15 protein-coding genes are annotated in these 16,377 nt (G+C 73.4%); 4 read left to right on the top strand and 11 right to left on the bottom strand.

The genetic code is table 11. The features are described from left to right. Positions 1 to 937: 937 nt before the first annotated feature. The 7 genes from GKC29_RS22845 to GKC29_RS22875 all read right to left on the bottom strand — a co-directional run bounded on the left by GKC29_RS22845 (position 938) and on the right by GKC29_RS22875 (position 8,876). Complete coding sequence (locus GKC29_RS22845) at positions 938 to 2,446, bottom strand: replication-associated recombination protein A (RefSeq protein WP_155332762.1); 1,509 nt, start codon at positions 2,444 to 2,446, stop codon at positions 938 to 940. Between the two features lie 76 nt (positions 2,447 to 2,522). Next, positions 2,523 to 2,732, bottom strand: a complete 210-nt coding sequence (locus GKC29_RS22850) for a hypothetical protein (RefSeq protein WP_155332763.1) — start codon at positions 2,730 to 2,732, stop codon at positions 2,523 to 2,525. A 179-nt stretch (positions 2,733 to 2,911) separates the two neighbouring features. Next, the gene (locus GKC29_RS22855) at positions 2,912 to 4,213 is read right to left on the bottom strand and encodes an MFS transporter (protein ID WP_155332764.1); all 1,302 of its coding nucleotides are present in this window, start codon (positions 4,211 to 4,213) and stop codon (positions 2,912 to 2,914) included. After that, positions 4,213 to 4,806, bottom strand: coding sequence for a transcriptional regulator (locus tag GKC29_RS22860; protein ID WP_155332765.1), 594 nt, complete (start codon positions 4,804 to 4,806; stop codon positions 4,213 to 4,215). The genes GKC29_RS22855 and GKC29_RS22860 overlap by 1 nt, the downstream gene beginning before the upstream one ends. An 87-nt stretch (positions 4,807 to 4,893) precedes the next feature. Continuing rightward, on the bottom strand, positions 4,894 to 5,706 hold the full coding sequence (locus GKC29_RS22865; protein WP_155332766.1) for a sugar nucleotide-binding protein: 813 nt from the start codon (positions 5,704 to 5,706) through the stop codon (positions 4,894 to 4,896). Positions 5,707 to 5,812: 106 nt separating this feature from the next. After that, on the bottom strand, positions 5,813 to 7,618 hold the full coding sequence (gene aspS / locus GKC29_RS22870) for an aspartate--tRNA ligase (protein ID WP_155332767.1): 1,806 nt from the start codon (positions 7,616 to 7,618) through the stop codon (positions 5,813 to 5,815). 202 nt (positions 7,619 to 7,820) lie between these two features. Then, entirely contained in the window at positions 7,821 to 8,876 is a 1,056-nt protein-coding gene (locus GKC29_RS22875; RefSeq protein ID WP_155332768.1) for a S1 family peptidase, read from the bottom strand. A 250-nt stretch (positions 8,877 to 9,126) separates the two neighbouring features. On the opposite strand from GKC29_RS22875, the gene GKC29_RS22880 reads away from it, so the two are divergent. Continuing rightward, positions 9,127 to 9,957, top strand: coding sequence for an SGNH/GDSL hydrolase family protein (locus tag GKC29_RS22880; RefSeq protein WP_155332769.1), 831 nt, complete (start codon positions 9,127 to 9,129; stop codon positions 9,955 to 9,957). A gap of 81 nt (positions 9,958 to 10,038) precedes the next feature. Here GKC29_RS22880 and GKC29_RS22885 read toward each other — a convergent pair whose 3' ends face one another. After that, a complete protein-coding gene (locus GKC29_RS22885; RefSeq protein ID WP_155332770.1) occupies positions 10,039 to 10,515 on the bottom strand; it encodes a helix-turn-helix domain-containing protein in 477 nt (158 codons plus the stop codon). A 56-nt stretch (positions 10,516 to 10,571) separates the two neighbouring features. Between GKC29_RS22885 and GKC29_RS22890 the strand changes: the two genes are divergently transcribed. After that, the gene (locus GKC29_RS22890) at positions 10,572 to 11,087 is read left to right on the top strand and encodes a PaaI family thioesterase (RefSeq protein ID WP_155332771.1); all 516 of its coding nucleotides are present in this window, start codon (positions 10,572 to 10,574) and stop codon (positions 11,085 to 11,087) included. A gap of 146 nt (positions 11,088 to 11,233) precedes the next feature. Here GKC29_RS22890 and GKC29_RS22895 read toward each other — a convergent pair whose 3' ends face one another. The 3 genes from GKC29_RS22895 to GKC29_RS22905 all read right to left on the bottom strand — a co-directional run bounded on the left by GKC29_RS22895 (position 11,234) and on the right by GKC29_RS22905 (position 14,355). After that, positions 11,234 to 12,169: an acyl-ACP desaturase gene (locus GKC29_RS22895; RefSeq protein WP_155332772.1), complete on the bottom strand. Its 936-nt coding sequence runs from the start codon at positions 12,167 to 12,169 to the stop codon at positions 11,234 to 11,236. Positions 12,170 to 12,258: 89 nt separating this feature from the next. Further along, positions 12,259 to 13,581 carry a histidine--tRNA ligase gene (gene hisS / locus GKC29_RS22900; RefSeq protein ID WP_155332773.1) on the bottom strand — a complete coding sequence of 441 codons (1,323 nt, stop codon included), beginning with the start codon at positions 13,579 to 13,581 and terminating at the stop codon, positions 12,259 to 12,261. A 54-nt stretch (positions 13,582 to 13,635) separates the two neighbouring features. Next, positions 13,636 to 14,355: an MBL fold metallo-hydrolase gene (locus GKC29_RS22905; RefSeq protein WP_155332774.1), complete on the bottom strand. Its 720-nt coding sequence runs from the start codon at positions 14,353 to 14,355 to the stop codon at positions 13,636 to 13,638. Positions 14,356 to 14,610: 255 nt separating this feature from the next. Between GKC29_RS22905 and GKC29_RS22910 the strand changes: the two genes are divergently transcribed. Together GKC29_RS22910 and GKC29_RS22915 are read left to right on the top strand one after the other, a co-directional pair. Beyond that, positions 14,611 to 15,501, top strand: coding sequence for a peptidylprolyl isomerase (locus GKC29_RS22910; RefSeq protein WP_155332775.1), 891 nt, complete (start codon positions 14,611 to 14,613; stop codon positions 15,499 to 15,501). 100 nt (positions 15,502 to 15,601) lie between these two features. Further along, positions 15,602 to 16,366: a peptidylprolyl isomerase gene (locus tag GKC29_RS22915; RefSeq protein WP_155334300.1), complete on the top strand. Its 765-nt coding sequence runs from the start codon at positions 15,602 to 15,604 to the stop codon at positions 16,364 to 16,366. The last annotated feature ends 11 nt before the right edge of the window (positions 16,367 to 16,377 follow it).

The following is a 16,377-nucleotide window of genomic DNA, read 5'->3' on the forward strand; positions in this document are numbered from 1 at the left end:
TACGGGTCGGCCGGGCCGGGCCGGGACTCGCCGTCACGGGCGGCCGGCGGCACCGCACCGGGCCGGGACACCCGGGCCGCCGAACCGGTCAGGTCACCGGACCGGTAGGGGTCGGCTCCGGCGCGACCGGCGTCCGGGCGGCGGGCTGCCGGCGGGCCCCCGGGCGCGGGGGCGTTCACATCGGCCGGAGCGGTGTGGGGGCCCGGCGGAACGCCTCGGGCACCCGCCGGGCCGGCCGCGTGCGGGCCGGGCGGTGCGGCGCGACCACCGGATCGCGCCGGATGCGGCGCCTGGGCGGGCGGGCCGGACTGAGCGTGCGGGCCGGGTACGTCGGCGGGCGCGGGCCGGCGCGGCCCGGACTGGGCGGGCGGGCCGGACTGGGCGCCGGCGGGTGCGCCGCGGCGCGGGCCGCCCGCCGGGGGCCCGGAGGGCGGTGGCGTGGGCTGTGACCGTGGCGCGGCGGCCGGGGTCCCCGGGCCGGAGACCGGTCGCGCCGGCCCGTCGGGGCCGCCCTGCGGCCACCCGCCTGCCCGGCGTGCCGCGGGGTCGGAACCGGCCGACGGGACGGGACGGGCACCCGGTGCGGGGAGGTCGCCTCGACGCGCGAGACCGGCCGGCTCGGCGGCGCCCGGCCCCGGAGCGGCACCGGGTCGCGGTTGCCCCGCCTCGCCACGGCGCGGCGGAGGCGTCGCGGCCGGACCGCGCGCGGCTCCGTCGGGGCCGGACGGGTCCGGCGGCGTCGCCGGGCCGGCCGGCCCGCCTCCGGGGCCGAGCTCCGTCCGCTGCGCCTTGGCCGTACGCAGGTCGTCGATCCAGCCGAACTCCTCGCCGCTGATCGGCTCCTCGGGCTCGGCCTCGGCCTTGCCCCGCCCCCAGCGCCGGCCCTTGGTACGCCGCTCGTCGGCGCCGTCCTCGGGTCGCTCCGCCCCACGCGACTTCACTGCTGACCCTCCTCGGCGGCTTCCGTGCCGCCCTCGTGCGCCCCACCGTCGACCGACCCCCCGGGTCGACGGCCGTTGCCCGTCGTGCCGCCGGCGGTCGCCACCACGGGCGGGCGCGCGGCCTGGGCCGGAAGCCCGCGGACGATCCGGCGCAGCAGCGGCAGCCGGTCGGCCACCGCGCGTTCGGAACCGTGCTGGCTGGGCCGGTAGTAGTCGGTGCCGACGAGGTCGTCGGGCACGTACTGCTGGGTGACCACGCCACGCTGGTCGTCGTGCGGGTAGCGGTAGCCGGCGCCGTGGCCGAGGCCCTTGGCGCCGGCGTAGTGCGCGTCGCGCAGCCCGCGCGGCACGGGCCCGCCCCGGCCGCTCCGGACGTCGGCGAGGGCCGCCCCGAGAGCGGTGGTCGCCGAGTTCGACTTGGGCGCGGTGGCCAGGTGGATCACCGCCTGGGCGAGGTTGAGCTGAGCCTCCGGCAGGCCCACGTACTCCACCGCGTGCGCGGCGGCGGTGGCCACGCCGAGCGCGCCCGGGTCCGCCATGCCGACGTCCTCGCTGGCGAAGATCACCAGACGCCGGGCGATGAACCGGGCGTCCTCACCGGCGACCAGCATCCGGGCCAGCCAGTGCAGTGCGGCGTCCACGTCGGAGCCGCGCATGCTCTTGATGAACGCGCTGGTCACGTCGTAGTGCGCGTCACCGGCCCGGTCGTAGCGCACGGCCGCGGTGTCCACCGCCTGCTCGGCGGTGCCGAGGTCGATGCGGTCGGCGCCGACGGCGGCGGCCGAGGCGGCGGCCGCCTCCAGCGCGGTCAGCGCCTTGCGGACGTCCCCGGCGGCGAGCCGGACGAGGTGGTCCTCGGCGTCGGGGTCGAGGGTCAACGCGCCGTGCAGGCCGCGCTCGTCGGCGACCGCCCGGCGGAGCAGGCCGCGTACCGCCGTGTCGTCGAGCGGCTGGAGGGTGAGCAGCACGCACCGCGACAGCAGCGGCGAGATGACCGAGAAGTACGGATTCTCGGTGGTCGCCGCCAGCAGCGTGACGGTCCGGTCCTCGACCGCGGCGAGCAGCGAATCCTGCTGGGTCTTGCTGAACCGGTGCACCTCGTCGATGAAGAGCACGGTCTGCGGGCCGCCGGCGCGACGCTGCCGGCGGGCGGCCTCGATGACGGCGCGGACGTCCTTGACCCCGGCGTTCAGGGCCGACATGGCGACGAAGCGGCGGTCGGTGGCGCGGGCCACGAGGTGCGCGATCGTGGTCTTGCCGCTGCCCGGCGGCCCCCAGAGGATGACCGACATCGGGGCGGCGCCGGAGACGAGCTGCCGCAGCGGGGCGCCGGGCGCGAGGAGGTGGTCCTGACCGACCAGCTCGTCCAGGCTGGCCGGGCGCATCCGGACGGCCAGGGGCGAATCCTCCCCGACCGGAGTGAAGCCGTCCACGCCGGTCGGGCCCCCCGGCGCGGCGGGCGCGGCGGCGGGGCCTCCGAGGGAGAAGAGGGCGTCGGACTCCATCACGGGAACAGTACCGGGCCCGGCCGGTGACGCCGGAATCAGCGCCGCCGACCGGGCCCTCACTGATCGGTTACGGTCAGCCCCGACCGGGCCGCCGGCCCCGGTACCAGCGACCGCCGCCGCCGCCCGGCCCACGGCCGACCCCGGCCAGGTACAGGGAGAGCAGCAGCAGCCCGATGAGTACGAGGGTGTTCCAGTTGAACAGGTCCGGCGCGCCGAAGTTGGTGTCCATCAGGTCGAGGAGCAGGGCGAACCCGAAAACGATCGCCGCGAGAATGGCGAGCATGGCGTTCCTCCGGTGAGGGGGGTCCCAGTAGGTCGGCCGGGATGTACCCAATCGGTCCGTCCGTCAATCTCCACCCTGGATCGGCGCCGCGTCGCCCGGGCCGGCCCCCGCCACCCTCCCCACCTCGCGTGAAAGGAAGGGCCCCTTCTTAACGCCTGCGGTAGTGGAAGGGCCCCTTTTTAACGTGTGGACGCGGGCGCGTCCGGCGCCGGCGCGACGTCGAGCGGGACGTCCGACCGTGACCTGTCGCGCCGCGCCGCCTGCCAGGCGGGAACGTAGAACGCCGCGGCGAGGGCCAGCGCCATCGCGCCGGCCAGCATCGCGGTGGTCACGCCGGCCCGGTCGGCCACGAAGCCGAGCACCACCCCGCCGAGCGCCGCAGCGGGCATCCCCATCATCGAGGTCAGCGAGATCACGCTGGTTCGGTTCGGCCCGTCGACCTGACGATGGACGAGCCCCTTGTACACCGGGTTGGCCGCGCCGTGCACGGCGTAACAGGCGAAGTAGGCGAGCAGCACCCCGACCGGACCGCCCAACAGGCCCATGCCGACCACCGTGGCACCCTGCACGACGTGCAGCAGCATGGCGGTGGGCGCCGCGCCGAGCCGGCGGGTGAGCAGCGGGACGAGCGCGGCGCCGGCAGCCGAGGCGAGCCAGGCGACCGTACTGCCCGGGCCGAGCAGAGCCGCCGCACGGTCCGGGTCACCGACGACGTCGGCGAGGCGGACCGGCAGCAGGTTCTCGAAGGTCACCATGCCGAAGCCCCAGAACAGTTCGACCACCACCAGGGCGGCGAGCACCCGCGAGCGGCGCAGCAGCCCGAACGCCTGGCCGACCATCGGCCCGGCGATCGCGAGTGAGGACCGCAGCGCCGCGGCGCCGGCGGTGGGCCGACGCTCGTCCAGCAACGCGAGCAGCGCCACCAGCGACACCACCTGGAGCGCCAGGGCCGCCACGACCGGTACGGTGAGGGCGCTGACCGGCCCGAGCGGCCCGAGCGCGATCAGTCCGCCGCTGACCAGCGCGCCCGCGGCGATGCTGAGGCCGAGCACCGTCCCACCCTGGCTGAGCCCCTTCTCGTACGAGGCGTCCGGGTCGGCGGCGAGGGTGCTGTCGACGTACCAGGATTCGAGGGGGCCGCTGTCCAGGGCGCGGTAGACGCCCTGCAACGCCCAGACCGCGACCAGCAGCGCGAAGGTGTCCGCCACCACCAGCAGACCGGTGGAGAGCAGGTTGACCAGCGCGGCGACCACCAGCAGCGGCCGCCGGCCGAGCGCGTCGGCGAGGCCGCCGGTGGGGAGTTCGAGGGCGAGGACGAGCAGGCCCTGAGCGGCGGCGACGACGCCGATCTGAGTCAGCGACAGGCCGCGCTCCTGCATCAGGAGGATCGTCACCGGGATCAGCAACCCGACCGGCAGCCAGCGCAGGCCGTGCAGGACGAGGTAACGGGCGCGGACCTGACGGACCGACAGCCCTGTCATCACTTCCCCTTCAGCAGCGGGTAGGCGGCGAGGAAGACCTGGATCTGCTCGGCACCCGGCTCGGCCGGGTCCGCCTCCTCGCGGTAGCGCTCCAGGACCTGCCACAGCTCCGCCTCGAGGGCGTGGAGCCGGGCGGCCGGGATGGTCAGGAAGATGTCGCCCATGCCGAAGGCGTCCCGCCAGGCCGGCGACCACTGGTCCTGCACCGCGAACCACCGGTCGGCGTGCTCGGCGAGCAGGCGGACCTGGTTGGCCTGGATCCAGTCGACGGCGGCCCGGGCGTCCGGGTCGTCGTCGAAGTCGGTGGGCTCCCAGTTGGTGACGTCGTGCGCGGCACGCCACCAGCGCTGCCGGCCGGTGCCCCGGTCGGGATCCTCCACGACCAGCCCCACTTCGGCGAGCTGGCGCAGGTGGTAGCTGGTGGCGCCGGTGTTGGTGCCGAGCAGCTCGGCCAGCGTGGTGGCGGTGGCCGGGCCCTGCACCCGCAGCGCCCCGAGCAGCCGGATCCGCAACGGATGCGCCAGCACCCGGACCTGACGGTGGTCGATCCGCACCGCGCGCGGTGCCGGTCGCGCGCCCTCACTCTCAGCCATACCTGCACAATAGTTGTGCACACTTTCTATGCACAAGAGTTGTGCATAGAAAGTGTGCGCAGGGCCCGGGGCCGGGCGGGTCGAAGCTCAGGCGATCAGAAGTTCGGTGACGCCGCGCAGGCGGGTGCGGAGCAGGCCGGCCGCCCGGGACGAGTCGAGGCGTACCTCGGCGGGGCGGTGCAGCCCCAACTGGGCGCTCGTGGTGGTCTTCAGGCCGGCCGGGTCCAGACCGGACGACGCGGCGACCAGCAGCCCCAGCTCGGCGCGGCTCACCGCGTCCGGGCCGGCCACGTTCAATGGGCCGGCGACATCGGAGTCGACCAGTTCCAGGACGGCGGCGGCCAGGTCGGTCACGTCGACCGGGCAGCGCAGTTCGCCGGTGAACAGGGCCGCCCGCCCGGCGAGGGCGTCCCGGCAGAGCTGGATCTGCTTGCTCCCCTCCCCCACGATCAGCGAGGTCCGGACCAGCACGGCGCCGGGGTCGATCGCGCGTACGGCGGTCTCGGCCGCCGCCTTCGCCGCACCGTACGGGAAGATCGGGGTGGGCGCCTCGTCGTCGAGGTACGGCGTCGGCCGTCCGGCGTGCACGGCGTCGCTGGACAGGTGCACCAGCCGCGCCCCGACCTCGGCGGCGGCGTACGCGACGTGGGCCGCCCCGTCGGCGGTGACCGCCCAGTCGTCGTACCGGTAGGGGGTGGCGACGACCGCGTCGGGGCGTACCTCGGCAAGGAGCGCCCGCACGGCGGACCGGTCCGTGACGTCCATCCGGCGCACCCGGACACCCGGCACCGCGACCGCGCTGCCGAAGTACGTCCCCACCACGCGCCGACCGGCCGCCACCACCTGCCGGCACACCTCGCGACCGAGGAACCCGCTGGCCCCCACCACGAGCAGCGTCATCCCGCCCCACCCCCGACTCTGTCGATCATGAGGTTAGCGGGCGCGACACGCCGTGTCGCCACCCGTCAACCTCATGATCGACGCGGGCTGGAGCCGGGTGGGGCCGTCAGGTGGGGTCGGCTACCGGGGCGGCTGGGCCGGCGGTGCCGGTGTGGGCCGTCGCCGGCGGCTTGGGCTTGGCGTCGATGCCGGCCTCCAGGCGCTGCTGGGCGGTGATCGGGGTGGGGGCGCCGGTCAGCGGGTCGAAGCCGCCGCGCGTCTTCGGGAAGGCGATGACCTCCCGGATCGAGTCGGCGCCGGAGAGCAGCATGCAGACCCGGTCCCAGCCGAACGCGATGCCGCCGTGCGGGGGCGGGCCGTACTTGAACGCCTCCAGCAGGAAGCCGAACTTGTCCTGCGCCTCGTCGGGCGTGATGCCGAGCAGGTCGAAGACGCGCCGCTGCACGTCGCCACGGTGGATACGGATCGAGCCGCCGCCGATCTCGTTGCCGTTGCAGACGATGTCGTACGCGTACGCCAGGGCCCGGTCCGGCGCCTCCTCGAAGCGGTCCACCCACTCCGCGTTCGGCGACGTGAAGGGGTGGTGCACGGCCGTCCAGCCTCCCTCGTCGGTGCGTTCGAACATCGGCGCGTCGACCACCCAGCAGAACGCCCAGGCGCTCTCGTCGACCAGGTTGGCCCGCTTGGCGATCTCGATCCGGGCGGCGCCGAGCAGTTCCTGCGCCTCCCGGATGTTGGCGCCGGCGGCGAAGAAGATCGCGTCGCCGGGCTTGGCGCCGACCGCGTCGGCCAGGCCGGCCAGGTGCTCCTCGGAGAGGTTCTTCGCCACCGGGCCGCGGGCCTCGCCGGTCTCGGCGTCGAGCACCACGTACGCGAGGCCCTTCGCGCCGCGCGCCTTGGCCCAGTCCTGCCAGCCGTCCAACTCCTTGCGGGACTGGCTCGCGCCGCCCGGCATGACGACCGCGCCGACGTAGCCGCCCGCGTCGATCGCGCCGGCGAAGACCCGGAACTGCGTGCCGCGCAGGTAGTCGGTCAGCTCGGTCAGCTCGACGCCGTAGCGCAGGTCCGGCTTGTCGGAGCCGTACCGGGCCATCGCGTCGTGCCAGGTGATCCGCGGGATCGGCCGGGCGATCTCGTGGCCGGCCAGGTCCTTCCACAGCGCGCCGACGATCGCCTCGCCGAGGTCGATCACGTCGTCCTCGGTGACGAACGACATCTCGATGTCGAGCTGGGTGAACTCCGGCTGCCGGTCGGCGCGGAAGTCCTCGTCGCGGTAGCAGCGGGCGATCTGGTAGTACCGCTCCATGCCGCCGACCATGAGCAGCTGCTTGAACAGCTGCGGCGACTGGGGCAGCGCGTACCAGGTGCCCGGCTGGAGCCGCACCGGAACCAGGAAGTCGCGGGCGCCCTCGGGGGTCGAGCGGGTGAGCGTCGGGGTCTCGATCTCCAGGAAGTCCCGCTCGTGCAGCACGGTCCGGGCGAGCTGGTTCGCCCGCGAGCGCAGCCGCATGGCCTTCGCCGGGCCGCTGCGGCGCAGGTCCAGGTAGCGGTAGCGGAGGCGGACGTCGTCACCTGCCTCCACCTGGTCGTCGACCGGCAGCGGCAGCGGAGCCGCCTCGGACAGCACCTCCAGCTCGACGGCCGTCACCTCGACCTCGCCGGTCGCGAGGTCCGGGTTCTCGTTGCCCTCGGGGCGGCGGGTCACCTCGCCGGTGACCTTGACGCAGAACTCGTTGCGCAGCGCGTGCGCGTCCTCCTCGCGGAAGACGACCTGCACCACGCCGGAGCCGTCCCGCAGGTCGACGAAGATGACACCGCCGTGGTCGCGCCGGCGGGCCACCCAGCCGGCGAGCGTCACCGTGGTGCCGGCGTCCGTCGCGCGCAGGCTGCCGGCGTCATGGGTACGGATCACGACGTGCGTCTCCCTCGTCTGCGGAATGTCTCTGCCCCGGCATTCTGTCAGGGCTGCCGGCGCCACGTTCCACGGGTGTAAGGAAGGGCCCCTTCTTAACGCGCGGGTGTCAAGAAGGGGCCCTTCCTTACATGCGGGCGGACCGCCACGTGCGGGCGGGCCGCCGGAGGAGGAGTCCGGCGGCCCGCTCGGGACGGATCGGTCAGTAGACGCTGACGCCGTAGCGGCTCAGCACCTCGGTGACCGGCTGGAAGTAGGTGGTGCCGCCGGTGCTGCAGTTGCCGCTGCCGCCCGAGGTCAGGCCGAGGGCGGTGGAGCCGCTGAACAGCGAGCCGCCGCTGTCACCGGGCTGGGCGCAGATGTTGGTGCGGATCAGGCCGGAGACGGAGCCCTCGGCGTAGTTCACCGTCGCGTTGAGCGCGGTGACCGAGCCGCTGCGCAGGCCGGTGGTGCTGCCGGAGCGCTGCGCGGACTGGCCGACGTACGCGTTGGCGGCGCCGGTGATGTCCCGGTAGCTGCCGTTCCACAGGTAGACGTTGCCCGGCTGCGTGGTGGTCTGGTTGCTGTACCGGACGATGCCGTAGTCGTTGCCCGGGAAGCTGGAGCCGGCCCGGGTGCCCAGCAGCGAGGTCTGGGCCGAGTTCGAGTACCAGTTCGACGAGATGTTCGTGCAGTGGCCGGCGGTGATGAAGTACTTCACGCCGCTGCTGCTGCGCACGTTGAAGCCGAGCGAGCAGCGCCCGCCGCCGCCGGCGTAGATGGCCTGGCCGCCGGAGATCCGGGTGCTCAGCACGCCGGCCTCGGCCTCGATGCGCACCGCGCCGTTGGTCCGCGCCGCGGCGGCCTTCACCCGCTCCAGCTTGGCGCCGGTCACGGTGCTGTCGACGGAGACGACGACCTGGTTGGTGGCCGGGTCGACCCACCAGGCGGTGCCCGGGATCTTGGCGGTGCGCTCCAGTTCGGCGGTGGCGCGGTTCAGCTCGGCGGCGCCGCGCGTGACGATCTTCGGGGTGGCGCCGGCGGCGGCGACCTGGCGGGCGGCGACGGCATCGGTCACGGCGACGACCATCTTGCCGTTGGCGCCGGCGTAGGTACCGGCAGCGCGGTCACCGAGCCGCTCGGCGAGGGTGGCGGCGGCGTCTGGTGAGGCGGCGGCGGGGGCGGCCTGGGCCGGGGCTCCCATCAGGGCTCCGGCGACCAGGGTTCCGGCCGCGACGAGGGTGGCGGCGCGGCGGAACGTGGACCTCGTGGGTCGCATGTAACAACCTCCGTGAACGGGGGGGACGGCCCACGCCAGGGCAGCGGGACCGCGGGGGTCAACCCGGCTAGCTGCGGGAACCGGCCGAGCTGAGGGAAGTATTCACATATTTAAGATCATAGGCAAGGCCTCCGTTTGCCCGAATTCACCCAACGGCCACATGTAACGGCCCGGCAACATTGTGGACACAGACCGTTATCTATACGCTCCGGTAACCGCGTATCCCGGCACCCGCGACCCGGAGGCCCCCATGACCGTCATCCGTCGCGCGCTGGCCGCCCTCGCCGGCGTCATCGCCCTCGTCCTGCTCGCCGCCACCCCCGCCGTCGCCGACGCTGGCCCGCCACCGAACTCGATGGCGAGTCTCGGCGACTCCATCACCCGCGGCTTCAACGCCTGCGGGTGGTACGTCGACTGCACCTCCCGCTCATTCAGCACCGGGGACTACTCCACGGTGAACAGTCACTACCTGCGCATCCGCGCGGTCAACCCGAACATCAACGGTCGCAACCACAACGACGCCCGGTCGGGAGCGAAGTCCGCCGACATGTACGGCCAGGCCGGCACCGCGGTCAGCCAGGGCGTCGGGTACGTCACGATGCTGATCGGCGCGAACGACGCCTGCACCAGCTCGGAGTCGACGATGACCTCGGTGACCACCTTCCGGGCGAACATCGACTCCGCGCTCAACCGGCTCAAGGCGGGTCTGCCCAACGCCAAGGTCTTCCTCATCAGCGTCCCGGACATCCACCGGCTCTGGTTCGTCGGCAAGGGCAGCGGCAGCGCCCGCAGCGCCTGGTCGCTCTTCGGCATCTGCCAGTCCATGCTGGCCAACCCCACCTCCACCGCCCAGGCCGACGTCGACCGGCGCAACCGGGTCCGGCAACGGGTGATCGACTTCAACGCCCAGCTCGCGGCGGCCTGCGCGGCGTACGGCGCGAACTGCCTCTTCGACAACAACGCCGTCTTCGGCTACCCCTTCACCCTGAGCCAGCTCTCCGGCTGGGACTACTTCCACCCGAACACCAGCGGGCAGCAGGTGCTGGCGAGCGTGTCGTACGCCGCCGGCTTCCGCTGGTAGGCGAGCCCGTGACCGGCGCGCGGCGCTCCGGCGTCCGCGCGCCCGGCCTCCCCGCAGCGGCACCGGGCGCCGCCGACCGGGTCAGCCGGCCCGGCGGCGCGCCCCTGGGCCCGGCCGGGGCACCACGTCACGGGGCTCGTCGATCTGGTGGCCCCGCTCGCAGCGCAGGACGACACCCACCTCGCCGCCGCAGTCACGGTGGTCGACGCGCAGCGGGGGACCCTCCGGGTCGGCGAGGTACCGGTCGCCCCACCCGAGCACGGCGACCAGCACCGGCCACAGGTCGAGGCCCTTGGGGGTCAGCCGGTACTCGTGACGCACCCGGCTGCCGGGCTCCCGGTACGGCTCGCGGCGCAGCACGCCATGCGCGACCAGCATGGCGAGGCGGTTGGTGAGCACCTGGCGGGGGACGCCGGTGCGGACCCGCATGTCGTCGAAGCGGCGGACGCCGTTGAACACCTCACGCAGCACCACGAGGGTCCACTTCTCGCCGAGGACCTCCATCGCGCGGGCGATCGTGCAGTTCTCGATCGACCAGTCCAGTGCCGCGGGTCTCATACCCGCCAGGCTAGGTCTGATTGACAGACTCAGCAAACGGCTGCGAGGCTGAGTCCATGACACAGACGCAGGACCGCAGCCGTACGTTCTCCTGGTCCGACCCGGGCATCAACGCCGCTCAGCTCGGTCGGCGCAGCGGCCTCGACCTGCTGCGGGCGATGATCGCGGGCGAGCTGGCCGCCCCGCCGATCATGCACCTGGTCGACATGGCGCGGATGGAGGCCGAGGAGGGCTGGGTCGCCGTCGAGCTGGTGCCGCAGGAGTTCCACTACAACCCGCTCGGCACCGTCCACGGTGGCGTCATCTCCACGCTGCTGGACACGGCCGCGGGCTGCGCCGTGCACACCACCCTGCCGGCGGGAGTGGGCTACACCTCACTCGACCTGAACGTGAAGTTCCTCCGCCCGGTCACCGTCGACTCCGGCACCCTGCGCTGCGAGGGCACCGTCCTCCAGCGGGGCCGCGGGACGGCCCTGGCCGAAGCCCGCCTCACGGACACCAGGGGCCGGCTGATCGCCCACGCCACGTCCACCTGCCTCCTGTTCCCCGTGGACGCCCCCACCCGGGCCTGATCCCCCGCCGCCCCTCCTCCCGCACCGGCAGGAAGTCCCGGGGAGGGGCCCCGGAACTCCCCGGGCGCGCGCCGTCGCTTCCGAGAGCCGGCGACGGTCGCGCCCGGGGCCGCGTCAGCAGGCCCGAGGTCAGCAGGCCGAGGGGGTCAGCGGAGCGCGCTCCGGCGGGCGCGGCGGGCGTCGCGCTTCTCCTCGAAGCGGGACGCGGCACGCTCCAGATCGTCCAGGTGGGTGGCGATCTGCTCGCGGGCGGCCTCACCGTCGCCGTTCAGACCGGTGACCTTGAAGATGTCCCACTGCCGCAGCACCGGGACCACCACCTCGTCGCGGTGCTGCCGCAGGTCGTAAATGCCGGCCAGGGCGATCGCCACCGACTTACGGGCGAAGCCGTCGATGCCGTTGCCCGGCATCTGGAAGTCAGCCAGCACGTCGGCCACGGCGCGCATCGCCTGACTCGGGGCCAACTCCAGGGCCGCGCCGAGTAGGTTGCGGTAGAACACCATGTGCAGGTTCTCGTCGGCGGCGATCCGGGCGAGCAGCGCCTCGCACCGCGGGTCGCCGGTGGCCCTGCCCGTGTTGCGGTGGGAGATCCGCGTGGCGAGTTCCTGGAAGGACACGTACGCGAGCGAGTGCAGCATCTCCTCGTCGTGGGCGTTGTGGAACCCGTTCGACATGTGCGTCATCCGGGCCCGCTCCAGGGCCACCGGGTCGACGGCACGGGTCACCGTCAGGTAGTCCCGGATCGCCGTGCCGTGCCGCCCCTCCTCGGCGGTCCACCGGTGCACCCACGTCCCCCACGCGCCGTCCCGGCCGAAGAGCGTGGCGATCTGGTGGTGGTACGAGGGCAGGTTGTCCTCGGTGAGCAGGTTGACGATCAGCGCGGTGCGCGCCACCTCGGGGATGGTGGAGTCCTCCGGGGACCACGCCTCCCCACCCATCGGCCCGTCGAAGTCGCGTCCCTCGCTCCACGGCACGTACTCGTGCGGGAACCACTCCTTGGCCAGCGACAGGTGCCGGTCGAGGTTCTTCTCGACCACGGCCTCGAGTTCGTGCAGGAGGGCGGTCTGGCTGAGCACGGTCACGGCGATCTCCCTACGGTGGCGTAACTTACGTTACCGTAGGTGCGATCGTCCGTCCGCGCCAGTCGCGTCCCAGCAGAGCCCCGGGTCGCTCAGCTGACGAGAGGCTTCAGGTCCACCGACGGCGGCGTCCACACCCCGGCCTCCGCGCGTAGCTGCTCACCGGAGCGGATGTCCTTGACCTCGTCCCCCTCCGGGCCCGGGAACCACACGTACGGGATGCCGCGCCGCTCGGCGTACCGGATCTGCTTGCCGAACTTCGCCGCGCTCGGCGACACCTCGGTCGGCACGCCGCGCGCCCGCAGCGCCTCGGCGACCCGGTTGCTCGCGGCGCGGGACTCCTCGCTGGTCACCGCCACCAGCACGCAGGTCGGCACGTCCCGCGACACGGTCAGCGCGCCCGCGCCGAACAGCAGGCCGAGCAGGCGGGTCACCCCGATGGAGATGCCCACGCCGGGGAAGCGGGCGGTTCCGGAGGTGGCGAGGTTGTCGTACCGGCCGCCGGAGCAGACCGAGCCGAACCGCTCGTACCCGACCATCTGCGTCTCGTAGACGGTGCCGGTGTAGTAGTCCAGGCCCCGCGCGATGCGCAGGTCGGCGACGCACAGCCCGGGGGCGTGCTCGACGGCGGTGTCCATCACCCGGACCAGCTCCTCGACGCCCTCGTCGAGCAGCGGGTGGTTCACCCCGAGCGCCCGTACCGCGTCGGCGAACGACGCGTCCGGCGCGGCGATCTCGGCCAGCGACAGGACGGCCTTGGCCTGCGCCTCGCTCGCGCCGGCCGTCTCGGCCAGCAGCTCGGCGACCTTCGCCGGGCCGATCTTGTCGAGCTTGTCGACGGCGCGCAGCGCCGCCTCCGGGTCCTCGATGCCGATCCCCCGGTAGAAGCCCTCGCAGATCTTGCGGTTGTTGACCTGGATCCGCACCGGCGGGATCGGCAGCGAACGCAGCGCGTCACCGATCACCAGCGGCATCTCCGCCTCGTGCTGCGGGGCGAGGGTGTCCCGGTCGACGATGTCGATGTCGGCCTGGAGGAACTCCCGGTACCGGCCCTCCTGCGGCCGCTCGCCCCGCCACACCTTCTGGATCTGGTAGCGGCGGAACGGGAACTGCAGCTTGCCGGCGTTCTCCAGCACGTAGCGGGCGAACGGCACGGTCAGGTCGAAGTGCAGGCCGAGGGCGTCGTCACCGGCCGGGCCGTCGGTGTCCGCCTGCAACCGCCGGATCAGGTAGACCTCCTTCGAGGTCTCCCCCTTGCGCAGCAACTGGTCGAGGGGCTCGACCGCGCGGGTCTCCAGCGGCGCGAACCCGTACAGCTCGAAGGTGCCGCGGATCCGGTCCAGCACGTACTGCTCGATCATCCGCTGGGCGGGCGTCCACTCCGGGAAGCCGGAGATGGGCGTGGGCTTGCTCATGATGCTCCGTTCACAGGACCCGCGCGGTCGGGCGCGGGAAGCGTCGGTGTGCGGCTACAGGCCGCGGGCGGGAGCCGCCGGTCGCGCGCCGTCGTTCCCGGCCACCTCGATGAGGTACGGGTTGGTCGCGCGCTCGCGGCCGATGGTCGTCGCGGGGCCGTGGCCGGGCAGCACGACGGTGTCGTCCGCCAGCGGGAGGATCTTGCTCCGCAGGCTGGTGAGCATCGCCGGCATGTCGCCGCCCGGCAGGTCGGTGCGGCCGATCGAGCCGGCGAAGAGCACGTCGCCGGAGAGGCAGATCTCGTCCGCCTCCCAGCGCGAGCCGGCGCCGGGCAACCGGAACAGCACCGACCCGCCGGTATGGCCGGGCGCGTGGTCGACGGTGATCTCCAGCCCGGCGAGGCTCAGCGTGGCGCCGTCGGTCAGCTCCGCGACGTCCGCCGGCTCGGTGTACGGCAGACGGCCGCCGAAGAGCGCGGTGAGGTCGGCCGACAGCCCCTTCGCCGGGTCGGCGAGCAGCTCCCGGTCGCCCGGGTGCACGTACGCGGTGATCCCCCGCGCGCCGCAGACCGGCGCGACCGAGAAGGTGTGGTCGAGGTGGCCGTGGGTGAGCAGAACCGCCGCCGGGTGCAGCCGGTGCTCGGCCAGCAGCGCGTCGAGCCGGTCGAGCACGCCGATGCCGGGGTCGACCACCACGCACTGCTCCCCCGGCGCCGTGGCGACCACGTAGCAGTTGGTGCCGAAGGCGTCCGCGGGAAAGCCGGCCACGAGCACGTCCGCTCCCCTTCCGTCGAGCTGTCGGGTCCCGTCCCTGAGCCTAGTCGCCGACGGAAACGGTTTCGTCCACGCACCGGCTCCGCAACCCGGCCGGGAACAGTGACGATGCCCGATGACGGCAGCGCCGACCTCGTACACCACGTTCCCAGCCACTGGCCGTACACTCTGGCGGGCGTGTGGCGTGGCACACCTGCCCACCCGACGGGCGCGGCCCGTCCGCCACGGAACCAGGGTAGAGGAAGGGGAGCACGGGTGGCTTCCAGCAGGGACCGGCAGCGCAAACTCGCGCGGGCCAAACTCGACCGGCAGATGGCCCGGCGGGCCGCCCGGGTGCGTCGTCGCCGACAGATCCAGGCAGGGATCGGCGTCGCCGTCGTCCTCGTGCTGATCGTGCTCGGCTCGGCCTGGGGGCTGGGCGCCTTCGACCGCGACCCGGCCGAGAACTCCGCCGCCGAGGACGTCTGCCTCTGGACGCCGCAGGACGCCACCGCGAACACCAACCTCAGAGACGTCGGCACGCCCGCCACCACCGGCCTGCCGACCGAGGGCGTCCGCACGATGACCGTCGTCACGAACCAGGGCGCCCCGGTCACCGCCGAGCTCGACGTCGCCAGCGCCCCCTGCGCGGTCGCGAGCATCACGCACCTGGCCGGCCGCTCCTTCTACGACAACACCAAGTGCCACGAGATCACGACCGAGGGCGCGGTGCGCTGCGGCGACCCGAGCGGCACGGGGCTGGGCGGCCCGGCGTACTCGTTCTACGACGAGAACGTCCCCGCCGCCGCTCCGTCCCCGTCGGCGAGCCCCGCGCCCGGCCAGCCCGCGACGTACCCGAAGGGCACGGTCGCGATGATCGGGTCCGCGCCGGGGGCGAACGGCAGCCAGTTCCTGGTCTTCTTCAAGGACTTCACCACCGCCGACCCGAAGTACCCGATCATCGGGCGGGTCACGTCCGGTCTGGAGACGATCGAGAAGATCGGCAAGCTGCCGACCGTGGACAATGGGAGCGGGGCGAAGGTCAAGCCCAAGGACGACGACGTGGTCGTCCAGAGCCTGACGGTCACCGAACCGGCGCCGAGCCCGGCGGCGACGCCGACGTCCACCGCGTCGGCCACCCCGGCGGCCAGCCCCAGCGCCGGCTGACGCGGCCGACCCACCAACCCGACACAGCTCAGGAGGATCAGGCGTGACGTCCACCAGAGAGCGGCAGCGCGCGGCGGCCCGCGCCCGGCTCGAGAAGGAGATGGCCGAACGGTCGGCCCGGGCGCGCCGGCGTCGGCAGACCCAGGCGATCGTCGGAGCGGGTGCCGCCCTGCTGCTGGTGGTCGCCGGCACCGTCTGGCTGGTGTCCGCGGTCGGCGACGACCCGACCACCGACACGGCCGCGCCGTCGGGCGCCGCCCAGTGCGCGTTCACCCCGATCGAGGCGGAGCAGCGCACCCCGCAGATCAAGGACGTCGGCCTGCCCGGCAACCAGCAGCCGAACACCGGCACCCAGACGATGACGATCGACACCAACCTGGGGCAGATCACCGCCAAGGTCGACCGGGCCCGGACGCCGTGCACCGCCGCGAGCTTCAACCACCTGGCCGAGAAGAACTTCTTCGACAACACCAAGTGCCACCGGCTGGTGACCGAGGGCATCAAGGTGCTCCAGTGCGGTGACCCGAGCGCGACCGGCAAGGGCTGGCGGGAGACCGACGGCACCGGCGGCCCGAGCTACCGGCTCGGCGAGGAGAACCTGCCCACGGACAAGCGGCCCCCGTACCCGGAGGGCGTCATCGCGATGGCGAACTCCGGCCAGCCGGGCAGCACCGGCAGCCAGTTCTTCATCGTCTACGGCGACTCGCCGCTGGACCCGAACTACACCGTGCTCGGGACCATCACCAGCGGCATGGACATCGTCAAGCAGGTGGCGGCGGCCGGCGACGACAAGGCGTTCGCCCAGCAGGCCGGCGGCGGTCATCCGAAGAAGGAGATCGTCATCAACAAGCTCACCATGAGCTGACTTCGCACGAA

The organism is Micromonospora sp. WMMC415 (assembly GCF_009707425.1).
Taxonomy (GTDB): domain Bacteria; phylum Actinomycetota; class Actinomycetes; order Mycobacteriales; family Micromonosporaceae; genus Micromonospora.